Annotated in this window: 18 protein-coding genes; 10 read left to right on the top strand and 8 right to left on the bottom strand. The window is 56.8% G+C overall.

Annotated features, from left to right (window positions below; genetic code table 11):
• The first annotated feature begins 157 nt into the window (after window positions 1-157).
• The 4 genes from nirB to ABIE64_RS02735 are packed head-to-tail and all read left to right on the top strand — an operon-like array spanning window position 158 to window position 6,698.
• Complete coding sequence (gene nirB / locus ABIE64_RS02750) at window positions 158-2,626, top strand: nitrite reductase large subunit NirB (RefSeq protein WP_354376576.1); 2,469 nt, start codon at window positions 158-160, stop codon at window positions 2,624-2,626.
• Window positions 2,627-2,631: 5 nt separating this feature from the next.
• Complete coding sequence (gene nirD / locus ABIE64_RS02745; protein WP_063092678.1) at window positions 2,632-2,982, top strand: nitrite reductase small subunit NirD; 351 nt, start codon at window positions 2,632-2,634, stop codon at window positions 2,980-2,982.
• Entirely contained in the window at window positions 2,972-5,707 is a 2,736-nt protein-coding gene (locus ABIE64_RS02740; RefSeq protein ID WP_354376575.1) for a molybdopterin-dependent oxidoreductase, read from the top strand. The genes nirD and ABIE64_RS02740 overlap by 11 nt, the downstream gene beginning before the upstream one ends.
• The gene (locus ABIE64_RS02735; protein ID WP_354376574.1) at window positions 5,679-6,698 is read left to right on the top strand and encodes a precorrin-2 dehydrogenase/sirohydrochlorin ferrochelatase family protein; all 1,020 of its coding nucleotides are present in this window, start codon (window positions 5,679-5,681) and stop codon (window positions 6,696-6,698) included. The genes ABIE64_RS02740 and ABIE64_RS02735 overlap by 29 nt, the downstream gene beginning before the upstream one ends.
• Here the strand turns inward: ABIE64_RS02735 and ABIE64_RS02730 are convergent.
• Entirely contained in the window at window positions 6,695-7,891 is a 1,197-nt protein-coding gene (locus ABIE64_RS02730) for a pyridoxal phosphate-dependent aminotransferase (protein ID WP_354376573.1), read from the bottom strand. The two genes, ABIE64_RS02735 and ABIE64_RS02730, sit on opposite strands and share 4 nt — an antisense overlap.
• A 168-nt stretch (window positions 7,892-8,059) precedes the next feature.
• On the opposite strand from ABIE64_RS02730, the gene ABIE64_RS02725 reads away from it, so the two are divergent.
• Window positions 8,060-8,695, top strand: coding sequence for a CDP-alcohol phosphatidyltransferase family protein (locus ABIE64_RS02725; protein WP_354376572.1), 636 nt, complete (start codon window positions 8,060-8,062; stop codon window positions 8,693-8,695).
• 108 nt (window positions 8,696-8,803) lie between these two features.
• Window positions 8,804-9,946: an ABC transporter substrate-binding protein gene (locus tag ABIE64_RS02720; RefSeq protein ID WP_354376571.1), complete on the top strand. Its 1,143-nt coding sequence runs from the start codon at window positions 8,804-8,806 to the stop codon at window positions 9,944-9,946.
• A 45-nt stretch (window positions 9,947-9,991) separates the two neighbouring features.
• Here the strand turns inward: ABIE64_RS02720 and ABIE64_RS02715 are convergent, their stop codons facing one another.
• The 6 genes from ABIE64_RS02715 to ABIE64_RS02690 all read right to left on the bottom strand — a co-directional run bounded on the left by ABIE64_RS02715 (window position 9,992) and on the right by ABIE64_RS02690 (window position 14,363).
• Complete coding sequence (locus ABIE64_RS02715; RefSeq protein ID WP_037989728.1) at window positions 9,992-10,339, bottom strand: hypothetical protein; 348 nt, start codon at window positions 10,337-10,339, stop codon at window positions 9,992-9,994.
• 78 nt (window positions 10,340-10,417) lie between these two features.
• Window positions 10,418-10,672 carry a GIY-YIG nuclease family protein gene (locus ABIE64_RS02710; protein WP_354376570.1) on the bottom strand — a complete coding sequence of 85 codons (255 nt, stop codon included), beginning with the start codon at window positions 10,670-10,672 and terminating at the stop codon, window positions 10,418-10,420.
• A gap of 59 nt (window positions 10,673-10,731) precedes the next feature.
• Window positions 10,732-11,514 carry an SDR family oxidoreductase gene (locus ABIE64_RS02705; RefSeq protein ID WP_354376569.1) on the bottom strand — a complete coding sequence of 261 codons (783 nt, stop codon included), beginning with the start codon at window positions 11,512-11,514 and terminating at the stop codon, window positions 10,732-10,734.
• A 91-nt stretch (window positions 11,515-11,605) separates the two neighbouring features.
• Entirely contained in the window at window positions 11,606-12,268 is a 663-nt protein-coding gene (locus tag ABIE64_RS02700; protein ID WP_354376568.1) for a 2-dehydro-3-deoxy-6-phosphogalactonate aldolase, read from the bottom strand.
• A gap of 35 nt (window positions 12,269-12,303) precedes the next feature.
• Window positions 12,304-13,251: a 2-dehydro-3-deoxygalactonokinase gene (locus tag ABIE64_RS02695; RefSeq protein WP_354376567.1), complete on the bottom strand. Its 948-nt coding sequence runs from the start codon at window positions 13,249-13,251 to the stop codon at window positions 12,304-12,306.
• Between the two features lie 143 nt (window positions 13,252-13,394).
• Window positions 13,395-14,363, bottom strand: a complete 969-nt coding sequence (locus tag ABIE64_RS02690; protein WP_007091362.1) for a cation diffusion facilitator family transporter — start codon at window positions 14,361-14,363, stop codon at window positions 13,395-13,397.
• Between the two features lie 175 nt (window positions 14,364-14,538).
• Here ABIE64_RS02690 and ABIE64_RS02685 point away from each other — a divergent pair, with 175 nt between their 5' ends.
• The 4 genes from ABIE64_RS02685 to ABIE64_RS02670 all read left to right on the top strand — a co-directional run bounded on the left by ABIE64_RS02685 (window position 14,539) and on the right by ABIE64_RS02670 (window position 19,352).
• Entirely contained in the window at window positions 14,539-15,132 is a 594-nt protein-coding gene (locus tag ABIE64_RS02685) for a hypothetical protein (RefSeq protein WP_354376566.1), read from the top strand.
• Between the two features lie 26 nt (window positions 15,133-15,158).
• Complete coding sequence (locus ABIE64_RS02680; RefSeq protein WP_354376565.1) at window positions 15,159-16,433, top strand: aromatic ring-hydroxylating oxygenase subunit alpha; 1,275 nt, start codon at window positions 15,159-15,161, stop codon at window positions 16,431-16,433.
• The gene (locus ABIE64_RS02675) at window positions 16,430-17,563 is read left to right on the top strand and encodes an FAD-binding oxidoreductase (RefSeq protein WP_354376564.1); all 1,134 of its coding nucleotides are present in this window, start codon (window positions 16,430-16,432) and stop codon (window positions 17,561-17,563) included. Before ABIE64_RS02680 ends, ABIE64_RS02675 begins: the two co-directional genes overlap by 4 nt.
• A 160-nt stretch (window positions 17,564-17,723) precedes the next feature.
• The gene (locus tag ABIE64_RS02670) at window positions 17,724-19,352 is read left to right on the top strand and encodes a BCCT family transporter (protein ID WP_354376563.1); all 1,629 of its coding nucleotides are present in this window, start codon (window positions 17,724-17,726) and stop codon (window positions 19,350-19,352) included.
• A 90-nt stretch (window positions 19,353-19,442) separates the two neighbouring features.
• Here ABIE64_RS02670 and ABIE64_RS02665 read toward each other — a convergent pair whose 3' ends face one another.
• Window positions 19,443-20,516: a GlxA family transcriptional regulator gene (locus tag ABIE64_RS02665; protein ID WP_354376562.1), complete on the bottom strand. Its 1,074-nt coding sequence runs from the start codon at window positions 20,514-20,516 to the stop codon at window positions 19,443-19,445.
• Window positions 20,517-20,548: the final 32 nt, after the last annotated feature.

Here is a 20,548-nt window from a genome sequence, read left to right as displayed (position 1 = left end):
CTGCTGCCACGGCAGAAATGCCAAACCCCTATATAGAATCCAATGGCGGGTTCACCCGGATAACGACGTCCGTTGCGAGATTGCCTTTTTGACAGGCAGTGCGCACCGGGCGTTTTTTTTTGCCAATTCGCTTCCCGCGATCAGGAGCCAGAGACAAATGAACCACGTCCCTGCAGCACTTACCAAGAAACCCCGCCTTGTCGTCATCGGCAACGGCATGGCCGGCATGCGCACCGTCGAGGAAATCCTCGGTCGCGCCCCTGACAAATACGAAATCACCGTTTTCGGTGCCGAGCCACGCGTGAACTATAACCGCATCATGCTCTCCCCGCTTCTGTCGGGCGAAAAGGAATTCGACGATATCGTCATCAACACCGCCGAATGGTATCAGGAAAACCGCATCCATCTGTTTTCCGGCGATCCGGTGGTTGAAATCGACCGCGCCCGCAAGGTCGTCATTTCCAGAAGCGGCACCGAAACCACTTATGACCAGCTTCTGCTGGCCACCGGTTCCGACCCGATCATGATCCCGGTCCCCGGTCACAAGCTTTCGGGCGTTGTCACCTTCCGCGATGTCGATGATGTCGATACCATGCTAAAAACCGCCGCCAATGGCGGCCCGGCTGTCGTGATCGGTGGCGGTCTTCTGGGCCTTGAGGCCGCTGTTGGCTTGCAGGCACGCGGCATGACGGTCACGGTCCTGCATCTGGCCGGTCACGTGATGGAACGCCAGCTTGATCCGTCGGCGGGTTACCTTCTCGCGCAGGAACTCGGCCGTCGGGGCATCAATGTCATTACCGAGGCCGACACCGCCGAAATCGTCGGAACGGATTGCGTCACCGGTGTCCGGCTTAAAGACGGGCGCATGATCCCGGCTGATCTGGTGGTCATGGCTGTTGGCATCCGCCCCAACGGGCGCCTTGCCGCAGACGCGGGACTGACCGTCGAACGCGGCATTGTCGTTGACGATGTCATGACCACCAGTGATCCGGATATCTTTGCCGTTGGCGAATGCGTGCAGCATCGCGGGCAATGCTACGGCCTTGTTGCGCCGCTGTTTGAAATGGCAAAATCCTGTGCCGATCATCTGGCCGAAATCGCAACCGATGGCTATGCCGGTTCGGTCACCTCGACCAAACTGAAAGTCACCGGGGTTGATGTTTTTTCCGCCGGTGATTTTTCCGGCGGCGGCGAAACCGAAGAAATCGTCTTCCGCGATGCCGGACGCGGCGTTTACAAACGCATCGTTCTGGAAGACGGCAGGATCAAGGGGGCCGTCCTTTATGGCGATACATCCGATGGCGGCTGGTATTTCCAGCTGATGAAAGATGCTCAGGACGTGACCGAACTTCGCGATACCCTCGCCTTTGGTCAGGCCTTCGCCGGGGGATCCGCCGGAAACCCTCTTGATGCCGTTGCCGCCCTGCCAGACGACGCAGAGATTTGTGGCTGCAACGGCATTTGCAAGGGAACCATCGTTTCTGCCATCACCGAAAAGGGCCTGACGACACTCGACGAAGTCAAAGGCCACACCAAGGCATCCGCATCCTGTGGTTCATGCAGCGGCCTTGTCGAAAACCTTCTGGCGGCAACCCTTGGCGGTGATTATCAGGCGGCTGCGGTCAAACCGATCTGCACCTGTACCGATCATGACCATGACAATGTCCGCCGCCTGATCAAGGCCAAGGAACTGAAATCCATGCCTGCCGTCATGCAGGAACTGGAATGGAAATCATCGGACGGCTGCCATGTCTGCCGCCCGGCACTCAACTATTACCTGCTGGCCGCATGGCCGGGTGAATATGTTGATCATGGTGCGTCGCGTTTCATCAATGAACGCGTCCACGCCAACATTCAGAAAGACGGCACCTATTCGGTGGTGCCGCGCATGTGGGGCGGCCTGACCAACCCGCGCGAATTGCGCGCCATTGCCGATGTCGCCGACAAATTCAATATCCCGACCGTCAAGGTCACCGGCGGGCAGCGCATCGACCTTCTGGGTGTAAAAAAGGAAGACCTGCCCGCTGTCTGGGCCGATCTGAATGCGGCCGGGATGGTTTCGGGTCATGCCTATGGCAAGTCCCTTCGCACGGTCAAAAGCTGTGTCGGGCAGGAATGGTGCCGCTTTGGCACCCAGATGTCGATGAGCATGGCGGTCGACCTTGAAAAAATGACCTGGGGCTCGTGGATGCCCCACAAATTCAAGATGGCGGTATCAGGTTGCCCGCGCAACTGTGCCGAAGCCACGATCAAGGATTTCGGCATTGTCGCAACCGATGGCGGCTGGGACCTGCATGTGGGTGGCAATGGCGGCATTCATGTCCGCGCGACCGAACTTCTGTGCAAGGTCACAACCGATCAGGAAGTAAAGGAATATTGCGGCGCCTTCATCCAGCTTTACCGCGAAGAAGCCCGCTATCTGGAACGCACCGCCCCCTGGATCGAACGTGTCGGCCTGAAACACGTTCAGGAACGCGTTGTCGATGATGCCGAAAATCGCGCCGCCCTGTTTGAACGTTTCATCGAAAGCCAGAAAACGGCGCAGGTCGATCCGTGGGCCGAACGCGCCAGCCAGGGCGTGGATGCGCACGAATTCAAATCCCTTTCCCTGATCGCAGCGGAGTAACGGCAATGACGGATATCGTAAACTGGGTAAATGTCGGACCGGTCGCCAATATCCCGCTTCAGGGCGCGCGCACCTTCCAGACCGAAACCGATCGCATCGCGATTTTCAGAACCCTTGATGATCAGGTCTATGCCCTTCTGGACCGCTGCCCGCACAAGGACGGGCCGCTGGCACAGGGGATCGTGCATGGCCATTTTGTCACCTGTCCGCTGCATAACATGGTCTTTTCGCTTGAAACCGGCGCGGCACAGGGCCCCGATGACGGCTGTGCGGCCAAGGTGGAACTGCGCGTCATTGACGGCACGGTTCATATCGGCCTGACGGCGGAACAAATCGGTCTGCGCCATGCGGGGTGAGGTTAAAACCACCTGTCCTTATTGCGGCGTTGGCTGCGGCCTGATCGTCTCCCCCACCAGGGACGGCTGGGCGGTCGGGGGCGACCCCGATCACCCGGCCAACCGGGGACGGCTATGCTCAAAGGGTGCCGCCCTGATCGATACGATCACCGCCGAGATGAAGCGCGATTTCCGCCTGCTGAAACCCGAAATCTATGGCAAAATCGTCGATTGGCCAACCGCAACACAGGAAACCGCGGATCGCCTGCGCGCAACCATCCAGAAACACGGCCCGAAATCAGTGGCATTCTATGTTTCCGGTCAGTTATTGACCGAGGACTATTATATCGCCAACAAGCTGATCAAGGGCTTCATCGGGTCGCCGCATATCGATACCAATTCCCGACTGTGCATGGCATCAACCGTGGTCGGGCACAAACGTGCCTTTGGCGCGGATGTCGTGCCGGGATGCTACGAAGACCTCGAAATTGCCGATCTGGTCGTCCTGACCGGATCGAACCTGGCATGGTGCCATCCGGTCCTGAACCAGCGTTTGCGCGCCGCCAAGGAAAAGCACGGCACCAAGATCGTCGTGATCGATCCGCGCAAAACCGCAAGCTGCGACATTGCCGATCTGCATCTGCCAATCAAACCGGGCAGCGACGTGGCCCTGTTTAACGGCTTGCTGGCATGGCTTGACCAGAACGGTCATTGCGACCTTAAATATGTCGCCCGCCATGTCAGCGGCTATGAAACCGCCATCGCCGAGGCGCGCGCGGACTGCCCCGATATCGAGAGTACAGCAAAAAAATGCGGCCTCGATTATCCCGCCGAGATCAGTGAGTACGCCGATCATGACGGCTCGGGTGTGGGGAAACTGGAGACGTTCTTTAACTGGTTTGCCGCCTTTGACCGCACGGTCACCGTGTTTTCACAAGGTGTCAACCAATCCAGCAGTGGCTCTGACAAGGTCAATGCGATCATCAATACCCATCTGGCAACCGGCCGGGTCGGCAAACCGGGATCAAGCCCGTTTTCCGTCACCGGCCAGCCCAACGCCATGGGCGGACGCGAAGTCGGCGGCCTTGCCAACCAGCTTGCCGCCCACATGGACCCGAACAATGTTAACGACGTTGACCGGGTCCGCCGCTTCTGGAAATCCGATATTCTGGAACCGGGCGAGGGATACAAGACGGTTGATATGTTCCGCGCCATCGAACGCGGTGAAATCAAGGCCGTCTGGATCATGGCAACAAACCCTGCTGTCAGCCTGCCCGATGCGGACCGCGTCCGTCTTGCCCTGTCGCGTTGCCCGCTTGTCATCGTGTCCGACACGGTGAACGATACCGATACGCTGCGCTATGCCCATATCAAGCTACCCGCCGCCGGTTGGGGCGAAAAATCCGGCACGGTCACCAACTCCGAACGCCGCATTTCCCGCCAACGCCCGTTCCGCGAATTGCAGGGTGACGCCAAACCCGACTGGTGGATCATGACGCAGGTCGCACGCGCCATGGGCTATGGCAAGGCGTTCAAATACCGCGATCCTGCCGATATTTTCGCCGAACACGCCGCCCTGTCGGAATTTGAAAATGACGGGATGCGCGCCTTCGACATCGGCCAATGGCACAAGGCAAAAAAATCGACCTATGACGCCATGGAACCCTTCCAATGGCCCGCATCGCGCAAACATCAACCCGCTGGCGGGGCCGAACGCCTGTATGGCAATGGCATTTTCACCACCTCAAACGGGCGGGCCCGTATGCTGGCGGTCGCGCATAAACTGCCCATGTCGCAACCCGGCAAGGAATTCCCGCTGATCGCCAATAGCGGCCGGTATCGCGACCAATGGCACACCATGACCCGTACGGGCACCGCCGCGCGCCTTTCGGCCCATCGGCCCGAACCGCTGCTCGAAGTCAATATCCTTGATGCCAAGCGTTACAAGCTGACCGATGGCGGCCTTGCCCGGATCAGAAGCAAACGCGGCACCGCCCTGATGCGGGTATCCGTATCAGACGCCCAGATGCCCGGCGAAGTCTTCATGCCGATGCACTGGAACGATGTTTATTCATCGGCGGGCGGGATCGGGCGTTTGCCAACCGCCCATGTTGATCCCTATTCCGGGCAACCGGAAACCAAACATATCCCGGTTTCCATCGAACCGTTTGAACCGCTGTGGCAGGGATTGCTGTTTTCCAACACGCCGGTCGACCTTTCAGACCTGCCTTATTGGGTGGCGGCAACCGGCCCCGGCTGCATGATTTACGAAATCGCCGGCGACAGGCCCTGCCTGTTCAAATCCATGCTACCGACGGCGGCCAACAATACCGGTGATGAAAACGCCATCGAACACATCATTGAATATAGCGACGGCAAAAAAGGCGTTCATCGCTATGCCCGCCTGAATGGCGACCGTATCACCGGCGCACTTTTTGTCGGCCCGGATCGCCCAGCCCTTGGCCGGGACTGGATATCGGCACTGCTTGGCAATGATGCGATCAGCGGGCAGGAACGCAATGCGCTTCTGGCGGGCCGCATGCCCGATGCAGGTGCCATCAATGATCGTTTGATCTGTTCGTGCTTCTCGGTCGGGCTGGCGGCCATCACACGCGCCATCCAGGACCGGAATGCGGTCAGCACCGCCGATATCGGCCGCCTGTTGCAAGCAGGAACCGGATGCGGCTCCTGCCTGCCCGAACTCAAGGAGATTCTTGATGACGCATTACCGCGCGCCGCAGAATAAGCAGCAGTATAAAACGGCCAAACCCGAAAACCTGTATGGCCCTGAAACGGAAAACCGGGAAACTTTCCCCTTCTTTCCGGCCTTTGTCCATGTCACCGGCAAAAAGGTGGTGGTGCTGGGCGGGGGCGAGGTCGCGGCGGGCAAACTCCGGCTTTTGCTACGCAGCCAGGCCGATATTTCCGTCATCGCCCCGGAACTGTGCACCGACATCGCAACGATGGTCGATACCGGCGCGATCCGTTGGGAAGCAGCCCCGTTTGTCGATACCATGCTAAATGGCGCGGTGATGATCTTTGACGCCGCCGATGACATGCACCTGACCCGCCGGGTCAAACTCGCGGCCAAACGGCGCAACATCCTATTGAATGTTGTCGACAAGACCGAACATTGCGATTTCATCGTGCCCGCCATCCTTGACCGGGCACCGGTGATGGTCACGATCTCGACGGGCGGCTGCGCCCCGGCACTGGCCCGCATCATCCGCCAACGCCTTGAAACCTCCCTGCCCGCCTCGATGTCACAATTGGCAAGCCTCGCCCGCAGCGCACGCCGTCGCGTTGCCGCCCACCTGCCCGACAATGTCGCAAGACAACGGTTCTGGACACATTTTTTCCAGAACGGTTTGCAGGACACCCACCTGACGCAAAGCACCCCGCAGGATATTGACGCCGCCCTGACCCGCTTCGTCCCCGAAGGCAGTTCCGCCACCGTTCCGGGCGGTCAGATCCTGCATGCTGATGTCACGGCCGACAATGCCTTTGACCTTGCCCACGGCATTGCACGCGCGATTGAAACATCGGACATCATCTTCCACATGCCCGGCATAGCACCCGACATTCTGGGCCTCGCCCGCCGCGACGCCACCGTGATCGAACTCGAAAGCAGCGGCGATGACGGAAACATCGACGACGACGCCCGCGAACGCCTGAAACACCAGGCCGCCTTTTTCGCTCGCCAAGGCAGCAATATCACCTGCCTGTATCGAAACTAACGCTTCAAAAACCGGGCCAGTCCGTCCATCGCCTTGTGAATGCGGTCTTCCGATACCGCGTAACAGGCACGGATATGGCCTGCTCCCTCTGGCCCGAATGCCTCGCCGGGCGCAAGGCCGATGCCCTCGGACAGCAAAAGCTCCTTGGCAAAGGAAAGCGTATCCTCAACCCCATCAACCCGGAAAAACGCATAAAACGCGCCGTCTGCTTCGGGCAGGTGGATGCGGTTCATATCGCGCAAACGTTCGATGATTGCCGCGCGTGCACGGCTATATCTGGCGCGCGAGCCCGCAACAAATTCCTCGCCTTCCTCAAGCGCTACAATCCCCGCCTGCTGAATGAACCCCGCCGGGCAGGACACATTGAATTCCATCAGCTTTTCAAGTTCACTGCCAACCCCCTTGGGTGCAGTGATCCAACCCAACCGCCAGCCGGTCATCGCCCAGCTTTTGGAAAAGCTGTTGATCACCATGATCCGCGTATCGTCGCTGACATAGGGCACAAATGACGGGGCCACGTCCGATCCGTCATAGATCAGGCGCGCATAAACCTCATCCGCGATCAACCAGATGCCCCGTTCAGAGGCAAACTCGACCAGCTTTTTCTGGTCCTCCGCGGGCATCACCCAGCCGGTCGGGTTATTCGGCGAATTGATCAGGATGGCGCGCGTATCGGGGCCACAGGCGGCAATGAATTCATCGATATCAAGCTGCCAGCCATCATTCCCGGACCGCAACGGCACCGTTGTCACCTGCGCGCCCAGAACCTTTGGCATGGCAACGATGTTGGGCCAGATCGGGGCTGTGGTCACCATCCTGTCGCCCGCCTTCAGGATCGACTGCATCGCAATCATCAGGGCATTTAGCCCCGATACCGTCACGGTGATGTTTTCACGGTCCAGTGCCGTGCCATAAAGTCGATTGCCATACACCGCCAGCGCATCGCGAAGTGGTGTGATACCCCGGTTGGGCTGATAAAAAGTATCGCCCGCCTCAAGGGCCGAAATCGCCGCCTTGCGAATGAATTCCGGGGTCGGCTGATCGGGTTCACCAAACCATAGCGGCACGATATTTTCGCGCCCCATGCCCAGATGGGCAACCTCGCGGATCAGCGACGCGCCAATGTCACGCACGTCATGTCGAATGCCGTTTGCGGCAAACGGGGAAACAGGCAGGTTATCTGAAACGGACATCTGGGGCGCACCGATAAGGGATCAAAGGTTTTCCAACCGATAGCCAATCCCGTTTTCAACGCCCCGTCAATCGGACAATTTCCAATCGGCATCATCACGCGTGCATGATTTCCCCACAGACCGTGATAGGATTATGATGCGCCTGCAATGATTTAACCGGAAACCAGAATGTTTGATGCCCGCCTGCGCCCCCTGATCGACAAACCGCTCAATGCCGTCGCCCGCCAGCTATCGGGAAGCGGCATCACGCCCAACATGGTCACCGGCCTTGGTTTTGTCTTTGGTTTTCTGGCTGCCGCCGCACTCGCCTTCCGGCTTGATCACATCGCGCTTGGACTGATTTTGCTCAGCCGCATCATGGATGGTCTTGATGGCGCCGTTGCCCGCCATACCCAGCCCCGGTCCCGCCATGCCGGGTCAAAATCACAGGAAAGCGACCTTGGCGGCTATTACGATATTGTCGCTGATTTCCTGTTTTATGCTGGCATCATTCTGGCCTTTGCCATCGGGCGGCCGGAGCATGCCCTCATGGCAGCGTTCCTGATTTTCTGTTTTGTCGGCACCGGATCAAGTTTTCTGGCCTATGCGATCATCGCGGCCAAAACCGGCCGCAACCATGAAACACAGGGCAAGAAAAGCTTCTATTACCTGACCGGCATTACAGAAGGCAGCGAAACCATCCTGGTCCTTGTGCTAATATGCGTTTTCCCGCAATGGTTTAATCAGATTGCCGGGATTTTCGGGGCGTTATGTCTACTGACGACGGCGGGCCGCGTAATGCAGGCACGTCGGGACTTCGGATAAGGCAAACATCCCGCGCTGGGGAAACTTGAAGTCGTGATCGGCGCGCGCCATATCAAACAGTCTGATAACACAAACAATAATCTTCTTTTTCAACCGGTTCGGCAAAATATGAACAAGCACGAAGATCGCGCATCAAGACCGGTAAAGAAGCCCGGATTGTCCATCCGTTTTTGTGCCATCGCCGCGGCTGCGATGATGCTGTTTGGCTGCGGGGAAAGCGGCCCGATCAAAATCGGTTTCATTGCCGGTATTTCCGGTGACGGTGCCGATACCGGAATTGCGGCACTTCATGCGCTTGAACTTGCCGTCGAACAGGTCAACCAGCAAGGCGGCATTCACGGTCGCAAACTTGAAATCATCGCACGCGATGATCAGAAAAATCCCGAAACGGCAAAGGCTGCGGTTCGCGAATTCAAGGAACTTGGCGTGACCGCCATTATCGGACCAATCATAAGCTCGGTCGGCATGGCAATGCTGCCGGTGGTCAACGAACTTGATATCGTGACCATTTCACCGACCGCTTCCGCTGCAGAATTCACCGGCCTTCGCGATAACTTTTTCCGCATGAATTCGACAACCCGTGAAAATGCCGATGCCTACGCCAGACGCAATATCGACAAGGGACGCATGCGCATTTCGCTTGCGCTGGACGGTGAAAACGAAGCTTTCACCGAAAGCTGGTATCGTGAATTTCTGCTGACCTTTGACAAGCTTGGCGGTCGGGTCCTTTCAAAAGTCTGGTTCAACACCGCCGATACCAACAAACCGGATGTCGCCCGGCAACTTCTGGCCGATAATCCCGATGCGATCATCTTTGTTGCCAACGGTGTCGACAGTGCCGAACTGGCAAAGGAAATCCGCAAAACAGATCAAGATATCCCGCTTTCAACGGCCGAATGGGCCGGCACCGAACAACTGATCACCCTTGGTGGGGATGCCGTCGAAGGCATGGAACTGCTGCAAACCTATGATCGTTATGCCACCAACCCGCGCTATCAGAAATTTGTCGCCGATTACCGGAATAAGTTCAACGAACAGCCCGGCTATACCAGTGTCCTGGCCTATGATGCGATGACCGTTTTGGTCGCAGCCCTTGAAACCCGGGCCCCCGATCAACCGCTTTCGGATGCGCTTGTGACCCTGCCACCGCAACAGGGCCTGCATCAGGAATTGATGTTTGACCAATTCGGTGACGGCAAACGCGATGCCTATTTCGTAAAAATCAAAAACGGGCAGTTCATTCTGGAATAAAAAAACCCCGACGGATCGGGGCTTTTGCTGGTCTGGATTGACAGATCAATGATCTGATTCTTCGACAAAATTCTCAGAAAGGCCGGTATCATATTCCATGCCCTCGCGGGTCAGAACGATGCTGGCCGGATAACCTTCGCGCGCCAGTCCCTTGCGGGCCAAAGCCACCCAGACCGCCGGATTGGCAAACCCGCTGGCGTCGCGCGCGGCAACCACGAATTTCCCGACATGAACATGATCCCCATGCGCATGCGGAATACGCAAAAGGGTCGCATCACCCGTGGCTTCGTCAATCGATCCCGAATTCGGGTCCTTGGCGATAATCTGCGCCAGCACAAGCGTGCGCAGCTGCAGGTTATTGAGCTTCAGCGGATTTTTGCGTTGTACCGGCATGATGTCGTCCTGATGGTTTGAAACTGTTGGCCCAGATATCTGCGACTGCGCGCAAATATTCAAGCCCTGATTTGTTTATCACACGCCCCCTGCCAGCATTTTGCGCAATTTCCGGTCACGCTTTAAATGCCATTCGCGGCTCATCGCCTCGCCAAAGGTGCGGAACCGTTCGACATAAACAAGCTCCCATTGCCGCCCGCGTGTCGTCTTGGCTCCCTTGCCGCTGTTATGCGTCGTAAGCCGCGCCTCGACATCGGTTGACCAGCCAACATAGGTGCGCGGGCGGGGCATATCCCGCTCGCGCAACACATAGACAAAGGTGAATGACGCCATGCTAGCACCACCCTTTGCGCCGGGCATTTGCAGACCGCCCTGTAGCGAAAGACGACATATCAGCCCATGGTCGAGTTGAAGGCACCACCATCAAGCAGAATGTTTTGACCGACCATGAATTTTGCGTGTTCACTGCACATGAAGGCACAGGTCGCCCCGAAATCAATCGGGTCACCAAAACGCCCGGTCGGAAGACCCGCCTGTGTTTTGGCGCGCGCCTCGTCAAGGCTGATATCCTCGCTCTTCGCCCGATTGGTCATCAATGCATTGATGCGATCCGTATCATGCTGCCCCGGCAGCAGGTTATTCATGATCACGCCATCCTTGGCCACCTGGCGTGCGGTCCCGGCCACAAAGCCGGTAAGGCCTGCACGTGCCGCATTGGAAAGCCCCAGATGCGGGATCGGCGATTTGACCGAACCCGACGTGATATTGACGATCCGGCCCCATTTGCGCGAAATCATGCCCGGCAAAACCGCGGTCGCCAGCAGGATCGGGGTCAGCATGTTGGACTGAACCGCCACCTCCCATTCCTTCTGTCCCCAGTCGGACCAGACACCGGGCGGCGGACCACCGGCATTATTGACCAGAATATCGGGCATGCCTTCGGCCGCCAGAACCTTGTTGCGGCCCTCTTCGGTGGTGATGTCACACGCAACCGTCGTGACTTTCACCCCATATGTATCGCGGATATATTCCGCCGTTTCCTTTAACGGCCCTTCGGAACGCGCATTCAGCGTCAGATCAACACCGGCCTCGGCCAGCTTGATCGCACAACCACGCCCAAGTCCCTTTGATGACGCACAGACAATCGCCTTGCGGCCCTTAATTCCCAGATCCAATGGATCCTCCCATTCTCGATTTCTTGCAATGGCAGGAATTTAGCCCGGCAATGACGTCCCGGTCAAACAGCCTTCCACGATCCGGAAGGTCTTAATCGCCAAACACCGCATCATGCGCCGCGACATAGGCTTTGGCGGCTTTTGAAACATCATCCGCCGTCATGCCCGGCTTATAGATCCCCGATCCAAGACCAAACCCGTCACACCCGGCCTTGGCATAGGTGGCAAAATCATCCGGCCCGACGCCGCCCACCGCATAAACCGGCATATCTTTTGGCAATACGGCCCGCATCGCCTTGATCCCGTCTGATCCGATCACACTGGCCGGAAAGATTTTAAGCCCATCCGCCCCGGCCTTGATCGCGGCAAAGCATTCGGTGGGTGTAAGCACACCGGGCCACGATCCAAGGCCCAATTCCTTGGTTCTGGCGATCACCTCTATATCGCAATTGGGCGATACGATGAATTCGCCCTTGGCCGCCTTGACCTGTTCGGCGTCTTCGGGTGTTAAAACCGTCCCCGCCCCGATCAATGCCGCCGTGCCGACTTCATCCTTCATCGCCGCAATGCTTTTAAGCGGCTCAGGGGAATTCAGCGGCACCTCGATCATCGTGATTCCGGCATCGACAAGCGCGCGCGCCATCCCGGCCGCTTCATCGGGTTTCACCCCGCGCAGGATGGCAATCAGCTTGCGATGGGAAACCGGTTCCACCACGTCCGTGATCTGTGAATTTACCGAAGTCGGATATGCCATGTTACACCTGCGAAACCTTGAAAAACAAAATACTGTTATGCATTGCGGATGGCCTGATGCGCCGCCGCAAGACCGGCAATCGTGATCGCCTGCCCATCAACGGCATCCGCATCAAAACCATGCACCGCCAACGCCTTGCGATACAAACCGGCCAGCTTGCCATCCCCGATCAGGGCAATCTGCGCATTTCCGTCCAGCGCGCCAACGACATCGGCAATTTCCGAACCGATCACAGCCCCGGAAAGAACCGCAGCACCCGGTACATTTGCGGCGTTCGCATTGCCGACCAGCCCACTTGCACGCACCGTAAACAGCTTATGCAGGAAACCGGTCGGTGCATGGGATGCATCGCGTATCGCGGCCTCGAAAGTGGCATCATCCCATCGATCATCCATCGAATGGCGCAGGATCGATTGCCCGGAAAGCAGGGCAAAAACCTCGCCGCTCATATAGGTTTTAAATCCAAGGATCGCTCCGCCCGAAACCCGCGCCCATTTCGAATGGGTGCCCGGCAAACAGACCCAGCCATCAAATTCCGGCTGCGAGGCCATAAACCCGACAAGCTGGGTTTCCTCGCCCCGCATCACATCGGGATCATCGACCTGCTTAAGCCCCGGCAGGATCGCAACATCAATCCTTTGATCGGAAATGACCGGGCGTACCGCGCCGGATGCCAATTCATCCGGGCGCACCGGCACCGAACAATACGGCGCTTCAAGCCACCCCTGCTTTGCCCCGGCCATGCCGCAAATCACAACCCGCATCCGATCAGATACCCCGGATGGCAACCACCGACCAATCAGATCGATCAGAACGCCCTCAAACCCAAGTGCCGCATCCGCCGCAATCGCATTCATGCCAAGCGGGCTTGAGACCTGATCAAGGATATTGGCACGATCATCCATCGCCCATGCCCGAACGTTGGATGTTCCCCAATCCACGGCAATCCATGCGGCGGAAGATTTAAGTTCCGATTGTGACACGGCCACCCTGCCCTCAAACGTTATGATTTGTTTGAATTCCTCATACTATTTGCAACAGGGCCGGTCAATCTGCGTCTGCACAGATGATCGGCTGAATGGCGGGATCATTGCACCCGATCATTGCACCCAATCACTGCGCCATATCACTGAGCAAGAAGCTCCTGATGCGACCGCCAGTTTTGCGCTTCGATAAACACCTTCGCGACACCGGGAATGGTGGATCGGATATCGGCTTCGACCTGGGAAACGGTCGCCTCTATCTGGTTCGAACTGATATTGTCCTGAAAATCGACACTGATGCACACCATAAGGCTTTGCGGACCTTGATGCAGTGTAATGATTTCATTGGCGCGCTTGATCCCGGGAATGGCATTCACCATTGCAGTGATCTTTGACCGGGTTTCGGCCGTAGCACTTTCACCGATCAGCAATCCCTTGCATTCCACAGCAAGGAAGAACGCCGTAACCGCCAGAATGACGCCAATCGCAACCGATGCAATCCCGTCCAAAAGCGGCATATCAAGAACATATGCCGCCGATATCCCGAAAAAGGCAACGATCAGGCCAAGCATGGCCGCACTGTCTTCAAACAGGATGACGATCACGGTCGGATCTTTGGTATCGTGAATGGCCTTCAAAACTGGCGTATCGGGATGTTGCGTGACAAAGGCCCGGTAGGCTGTCCGGAACGCCAACCCTTCCAGCAGCATGGCAATGACAAGGATCGACAGCACGACATGATAGGTCATGACATCGAACCCGCCGATGCTGGCAACCATATGAATATCAAGCGCATGGGGATGAATGATCTTGTCCACCCCTTCCCAGATCGAAACCCCCGCCCCAAGGCCAAAAATCATCACCGCCACCAGAAACGACCAGAAATAGGTTTCCTTGCCATAACCAAGCGGATGCTGCTTGTCGGGCTGCTTGTTCGACAGCCGGATACCAAGCAGAAGCAATCCCTGATTTCCGGTATCAACCAGCGAATGGATACCTTCTGACATCATCGCGGCAGACCCGGTAACCGCCGCCCCGCCAAACTTGGCAACGGCGATCAAAAGATTGGCGGCAGCAGCCATATAAATGGCGCCTTTGGAAGAATGAGACATGATATGGTGGCTTCCGGGTTTTGTGGTTGTCAGGGTCAGGACCAGGGACTGGAAAGATTGTTGATCGGCCGATCTTCTTTGATCAGAAAATCCAGATTGCGCAACAGTCTAACCTGTTTTCACGAAATGTCATTGCTGGCAGTGATATACGGGTTCACGCAAGAGACAGGCTGCTTTGAAACGCGGATACGATTTCGATGCCTCCCGCCGCAGAAGACCCGCTACAGAAGCAATCATCCTGCCATTTCTGCCCGTCGATGAAATTGAAAAATCCCTGTTTTCAATGGATAACAGCCTATCATGGCGATCTGACACCCAATGTTACACTCTTGCGTCGCAATTTTACTGTGTGATTGCCTCAAGGTTCCTGCCACCTGCCGTCCAATTCGCAATAGATTTTCAAATCTTTTTAATCGCCTGTTGTTCATCAAGGGCGAATGAAGAGCAGGTTACCTGCCGCATGAAAAGAGGGAGACTTTGGGTGCAATTGACAGCACGCGCCGCATACAAGACAGGCATCCCGTTTGCGGGCGCTTGTTTTTCAAGTATCTGCCCCCCTGTTGTGACCAACCGGGAAAGGGCCGAACTGCGCTACCGGGAAGCATTTCCATGTGCTTTTGCCTTGTCTGTTCGTTGCCATGACAAACGCCTGAAACCGGCCAATGATGTCGTCCGAAGACGGAAAATCACTGCTTCCTGTTTCCTTGCACCCAAGACAGGTCCATCATTCACTTATTCCGCAAGGACCGACAAAGTCCTTCTCCCGTGACACCCTCATAAGTTGAGGTACCGATCATGCGTTTTTCTTCTGACATACAAGAACTCGTGTCGCGCCGCGAGAAAGGCAAAAGCCTTGAAGCGCCATTTTACAATGCCCCGGAAATCCTTGATCTGGATATAGAGGTCATTTTCAACCGGCACTGGATTTTCGTCGCGGTCGAGCCGGAACTGCCCGAACCGGGTGACTGCATCACGGTCGAGGTAGGCCGCGCATCGATCCTGCTTTTGCGCGGCGACGATATGGAAATCCGCGCGTTTCACAATGTATGTCGCCACCGTGGGGCAAAGCTGATCGACGAACGCGCCACGACAATCGGCAATATCGTGTGCCGCTATCACGGCTGGACCTATAACGAAGACGGCGATCTGATCCTGGCCGAACATATGGGGGCTGGCTTTGATAAAAGCTGTCACGGGCTTAAAGCCGTCCATATCCGTTCCATCGCCGGACTGATTTTCATCTGCCTTGCCGATGAAGCCCCCAAAGACATCGACGATATGGCCCGCGTGATGACGCCCTATATCGCACCGCACGACATCGCCAATTGCAAGGTTGCCTTCACCTCTGACCTGATCGAGGAAGGCAACTGGAAGCTGACGATGGAAAACAACCGCGAATGCTATCACTGCGAAGCCAACCATCCGCAACTGACCGTGCCGCTATCCGAATTCGGCTTTGGCTTTTCCCCCGATGAAATGGACGAACGCCGGTCCGAAGACGTCAAAAAATATACCAGCGCGATTGAAAACGAGCATAAACGCTGGGAATCCTGTGGCCTGCCATCGGCAGAGGAAGATCATCTTTCGGATATCACCGGCTTTCGCACCATGCGCCTGCCGCTGATGTGGGAAGGAGAATCTCACACCCTTGACACCAAGGTCGCCTCGAAAAAGCTGCTGGGCAAATTCACCGATCCAAAGCTGGGCGGGCTCAGCTTCTGGACGCATCCGAATTCCTGGCACCATTTCATGAGCGACCATATCGTCACCTTCTCGGTCCTGCCGCTATCAGCCGACCGCACGCTGGTGCGCACCACATGGCTGGTCCATAAGGATGCCATCGAAGGCGAAGATTACAACCTCGATAACCTGACCCAGGTCTGGAAAATGACCAACCAGCAGGACGCCGATCTTGTCCGTATTGCCCAGCTTGGCAGTGAACAGCCATCCTACGAGCCCGGCCCCTATTCACGCTTTACCGAGCCACATGTCGAAGCATTCTGTGACTGGTATATCGCCCGGATGAATCAACATCTGACCAAAGACAAATCCGGGGCGGCCACCAAATGATGACCCAGACCAATCCACCGGCAACCGGGCAAGCCGCCCCGTCCGGGGACGATGAAAACTTTACCGAGGCCACCCGCATCCCGCTTTGGGACCCGGAAAATGATGACGTTCTGGTCTGTCGGCAGGTGCGGCAGGAAACCCACGACGTAAAAACATTCGTCTTTTCAGCCCGCGAACCGCGCGCATTCCGCTTCTATCCGGGCCAATACATGACGTTTGAACTGCCCGTCGAAGGCATGGTCACGCGCAGTTACACGATTTCGGGATCTGCCGCCCGCCCCTACCGGATCGAGATCACGGTCAAACGCGTACCCGGCGGCCCCGGTTCGAACTGGCTGCATGACTATATGATGCCCGGCAAGGAAGTGAATGTTTCCGGCCCGTTCGGTGAATTCACCACCGATGCAACTGGCGAGGAAAAGCTTCTGTTCATTTCGGCAGGCAGCGGCATCACCCCGATGATGTCGATGACCCGCACGGCCTGCGATCTGTCCGAACCGTCCGATCTGTATTTCATCCACGCGGCACGAACCCCGGCCGACATCATTTTCCACAAGGAACTGTCGCTTCTTGCCACCCAGAACCCGGGCCTCAGAATTGCCTTCACCTGCAGTACCGCCGCCGCCCATCATAGCTGGAGCGGCTATACCGGCCGCTTCAACATTCAGATGCTGTCGTTGATGCTGCCCGATTTCAAGGACCGCAAGGTGTTCTGTTGCGGTCCAGCCCCCTTCATGGAAGGTGTTCGCAACATGTTGCGCGATGCCGGTTTCGACATGGAGAAATATTACGAGGAAAGCTTCGACTTCGGCGCGGAAACAGCCGGAACATTTGAAGAGCCTGTCGCGGCCCCGGAAATCAGCGGCCAGACCTTCCGGGTGAGCTTCACCAAAACCGGCCACGTTGTCGAATGTGGTCCGGGCATGACCGTTCTTTCGGCGGCACGCGAGGCGGGGATATTGCCGATGTCCTCCTGCCAGCGCGGCATCTGCGGTACATGCAAGTCAAAACTGATTTCCGGTGAAGTCGATATGCAGCACGGTGGCGGTATCCGCCAGCGCGAAATAGATCAGGGCAAAGTCCTGATTTGTTGTTCGATACCTTTGTCGGACATCGAGGTCGAACTCTAGAACTCCAGACCTCTGCCTTACGCCCCGCACGTTACCAACAGCATAAATGAGCTCGCCTATTGGCGTGCGCGGCATCCTTTTATCCAAATCACAAGAAGGGTCCAATCAAAGGATCTCTCCTGACGGAATTTTTTCGCAGGTTCATAACAGGAGAAGCTTCATGAGTGACGTCAAAACATCGGCGGAAGAAACGCCGCCAGAAGGCCAGATTGATACAGACTACAATATCGGTCAGGACAATATCGAAGGGCATCTCGGCCCCATCGGGTTCGATATCCATAACCCCGTCTTTGCCGTCTCCGCCCTGACCGTCATCGCGTTCGTTGCCTACACACTGTTGATGCCAGAACAGGCAAATTCGGTTTTCAGCCTGTTGTTTTCAGAAGTCACCAAAGGCTTCGACTGGTTCTTCATCGGTGCCGCCGACATTTTCGTAATCCTCTGCCTTGTCGTCGTCGTCAGCCCCTATGGCAAGGTTCGGCTTGGCGGCAAGGACGCAACACCTGATTTCAGCTATCTAAGCTGGTTCTCCATGCTGTTTGCGGCCGGCATGGGGATCGGGCTTATGTTCTATGGTGTCTCGGAACCGCTAAGCCACTTCTCGTCTTCTCTGGGCGGGACTGCCGTGGGTGCCGATGGCATTCGCACCGACTGGGCCCCGCTGGGTGCCGCCGCCACGCAGGAAGAAGCCGTTCGTCTGGGCATGGCGGCATCGATTTTCCATTGGGCCCTTCACCCTTGGGCGATCTATGCCATCGTCGCACTCAGCCTTGCGCTATTTAGCTATAACAAGGGTCTGCCGCTAACCATCCGTTCCGCCTTCTATCCGATCTTCGGTGAACGCGTCTGGGGATGGCCCGGGCATATCATTGATATTCTGGCTGTTTTCGCGACCCTTTTCGGTCTTGCCACCTCGCTTGGTCTTGGTGCGGTTCAGGCAAATTCCGGCTTTAACAAGCTGTTCGGAATGCCCATCGACACCACCTGGCAGGTCATCCTGATTGTCGGCATCACTTCCATCGCCCTGTTCTCGGTCGTTCGCGGTCTGGAATCCGGGGTGAAGCTGTTATCCGAAATCAATATGGGGATTGCCTTCCTGCTGTTCCTGTTCGTGCTTGTCGCGGGTCCGACCCTGCTTCTGGCAACCGATGTTTTTGACTTCCTGGGGGCATATCTTCAATACCTTCCGGCCCTGTCAAACCCGGTTGGCCGCGAAGATGTCAACTTCATGCAGGGATGGACATCGTTCTACTGGGCATGGTGGATTTCCTGGTCCCCGTTTGTCGGTATGTTCATCGCCCGTGTCAGCCGTGGCCGTACCGTGCGGGAATTCATCATCAGTGTCCTGCTGATCCCGTCGCTGGTCTGCGTGCTGTGGATGTCGATCTTTGGCGGCTCCGCCATCAGCCAGGTCGTTCGTGACGGGTACACTGCCGTGCAGGAAGCCGACCTTCCGGTGCAGCTCTTCACCATGCTTGATGCACTCCCGCTGACCTCAATCACGTCCTTTATCGGGATCGTGCTTGTGATTGTTTTCTTTGTCACGTCCTCGGATTCCGGGTCGCTGGTCATTGATACGATTGCAGCCGGTGGCAAGGTCGACGCACCAATGCCGCAACGCGTCTTCTGGTGCGTGTTCGAAGGTCTGGTCGCGATTGTCCTGCTGCTCTCGGCAGGCGGTCTGAAATCATTGCAATCCATGGTGATTTCAACAGGATTGCCGTTTACGATTGTTCTGCTTGTGATGTGCGTTGCCATCTGGCGCGGACTTGCCAACGAACCGCGCTGATCACGGTCTTTGATCACTGAAAAACGCCGCCCGGAGGGATCATCTTCCGGGCGGCGTTTTCATGTTAACTTCGATATGAAAAGGCGAAAGTTACGCCTCTTCCAGAACCGGCACCGCATCAGATACTTGATCGGATACCGGGCGGCGCAATTCCTGTGGCGTGCAGCCATATCGCCGCCGGAACATCCGGCTTAGATGCGAAGAATCACAAAATCCGCAATCCACCGCAACCTGTGCCACCGACTTCTGGCTTTTCGCCATCAGGTAATGGGCCATATCAAGCCGGATATTCAGAAACGCCACCTGCGGCGATGTATCAAGCGAAAGCCTGAAATGCCGTTCGATCTGACGTTTGCTGTTGCCCATCCGGCGCGCGATTTCCTGCACCGAAATCGGTGTATCAATATTCTGCTGCATGATCAGCAACGCCCGCTGCACAATCGGGTCCTGCGTCTTGAGGTCAAGCGGAATACCCGGCTGCGGTTTTTCCGCCTGCAACGCATCATCAATGATCATGATATGCAGGCTTTTGCTGGCCTGTGCCCGCCCGACATGCTTGTCCACCAGATAGGCTGCAAGGTGGGCCGAACTGACCCCGCCCGAACAGGTCAGCCGATCCCGGTCAACGACAAAAATCTGATCGGCAACCGGATCAAGTCCCTCGAACTGTTCGATGAAATCGGAATGATGGAACCAGCTAACGCAACACCGATACCCGTCAAGCAACCCCGCCCGGTGCAACAGGAACGCCCCCGTGCATATCCCGACAAGCGGCACACCGGCCTCCGCCGCCTCGTGCAAAAACTTGTGATAGGCCGATCCAAGATTGGGCGTTTCTTCCATAAGCCCGCCAACCACGACGATATAATTGAATCGCCTTGGGTCGCCCAGCCGTTCCTTGGGCTGAACGATAATACCGCTGCTTGACGGCACCGGGTCCATGGTGTCGGACACCACCGTCCAGTTGCACAGGATCGGTCGGCTGCGATCCCCTTCATCCGCCGCCAGTCTGAGCACATCGACAAAATTGGCAAAGGCACACAGCGTAAACCGCTTCGCCAGAATGAACCCGACCGAAAGCCGCGGCTTTTCGTGGTTCGACTTGCCCACACCAGACGCATTCGCAGGACGCCCCGCTTTGACGCTTTGAGATCCGGAATACATGGCCCTAGACCCTCCGATGCAGACAAGGTTGC

This window comes from Thalassospira sp. MBR-102 (genome assembly GCF_040549275.1).
Lineage (GTDB): Bacteria > Pseudomonadota > Alphaproteobacteria > Rhodospirillales > Thalassospiraceae > Thalassospira > Thalassospira xiamenensis.
This window is presented reverse-complemented; position numbering and strand designations above follow the sequence as displayed.

What these genes read in the sequence shown, in the direction of transcription:
- nirD (WP_063092678.1), top strand. Translation starts at nt 2,632, where the DNA reads ATGACGGATATCGTAAACTGGGTAAATGTCGGACCGGTCGCCAATATC.
- nirB (WP_354376576.1), top strand. Translation starts at nt 158, where the DNA reads ATGAACCACGTCCCTGCAGCACTTACCAAGAAACCCCGCCTTGTCGTC.
- ABIE64_RS02735 (WP_354376574.1), top strand. Translation starts at nt 5,679, where the DNA reads ATGACGCATTACCGCGCGCCGCAGAATAAGCAGCAGTATAAAACGGCC.
- ABIE64_RS02690 (WP_007091362.1), bottom strand. Translation starts at nt 14,363, where the DNA reads ATGTCTCATTCTTCCAAAGGCGCCATTTATATGGCTGCTGCCGCCAAT.
- ABIE64_RS02740 (WP_354376575.1), top strand. Translation starts at nt 2,972, where the DNA reads ATGCGGGGTGAGGTTAAAACCACCTGTCCTTATTGCGGCGTTGGCTGC.
- ABIE64_RS02715 (WP_037989728.1), bottom strand. Translation starts at nt 10,339, where the DNA reads ATGCCGGTACAACGCAAAAATCCGCTGAAGCTCAATAACCTGCAGCTG.
- ABIE64_RS02710 (WP_354376570.1), bottom strand. Translation starts at nt 10,672, where the DNA reads ATGGCGTCATTCACCTTTGTCTATGTGTTGCGCGAGCGGGATATGCCC.
- ABIE64_RS02675 (WP_354376564.1), top strand. Translation starts at nt 16,430, where the DNA reads ATGATGACCCAGACCAATCCACCGGCAACCGGGCAAGCCGCCCCGTCC.
- ABIE64_RS02725 (WP_354376572.1), top strand. Translation starts at nt 8,060, where the DNA reads ATGTTTGATGCCCGCCTGCGCCCCCTGATCGACAAACCGCTCAATGCC.
- ABIE64_RS02720 (WP_354376571.1), top strand. Translation starts at nt 8,804, where the DNA reads ATGAACAAGCACGAAGATCGCGCATCAAGACCGGTAAAGAAGCCCGGA.
- ABIE64_RS02700 (WP_354376568.1), bottom strand. Translation starts at nt 12,268, where the DNA reads ATGGCATATCCGACTTCGGTAAATTCACAGATCACGGACGTGGTGGAA.
- ABIE64_RS02730 (WP_354376573.1), bottom strand. Translation starts at nt 7,891, where the DNA reads ATGTCCGTTTCAGATAACCTGCCTGTTTCCCCGTTTGCCGCAAACGGC.
- ABIE64_RS02670 (WP_354376563.1), top strand. Translation starts at nt 17,724, where the DNA reads ATGAGTGACGTCAAAACATCGGCGGAAGAAACGCCGCCAGAAGGCCAG.
- ABIE64_RS02680 (WP_354376565.1), top strand. Translation starts at nt 15,159, where the DNA reads ATGCGTTTTTCTTCTGACATACAAGAACTCGTGTCGCGCCGCGAGAAA.
- ABIE64_RS02665 (WP_354376562.1), bottom strand. Translation starts at nt 20,516, where the DNA reads ATGTATTCCGGATCTCAAAGCGTCAAAGCGGGGCGTCCTGCGAATGCG.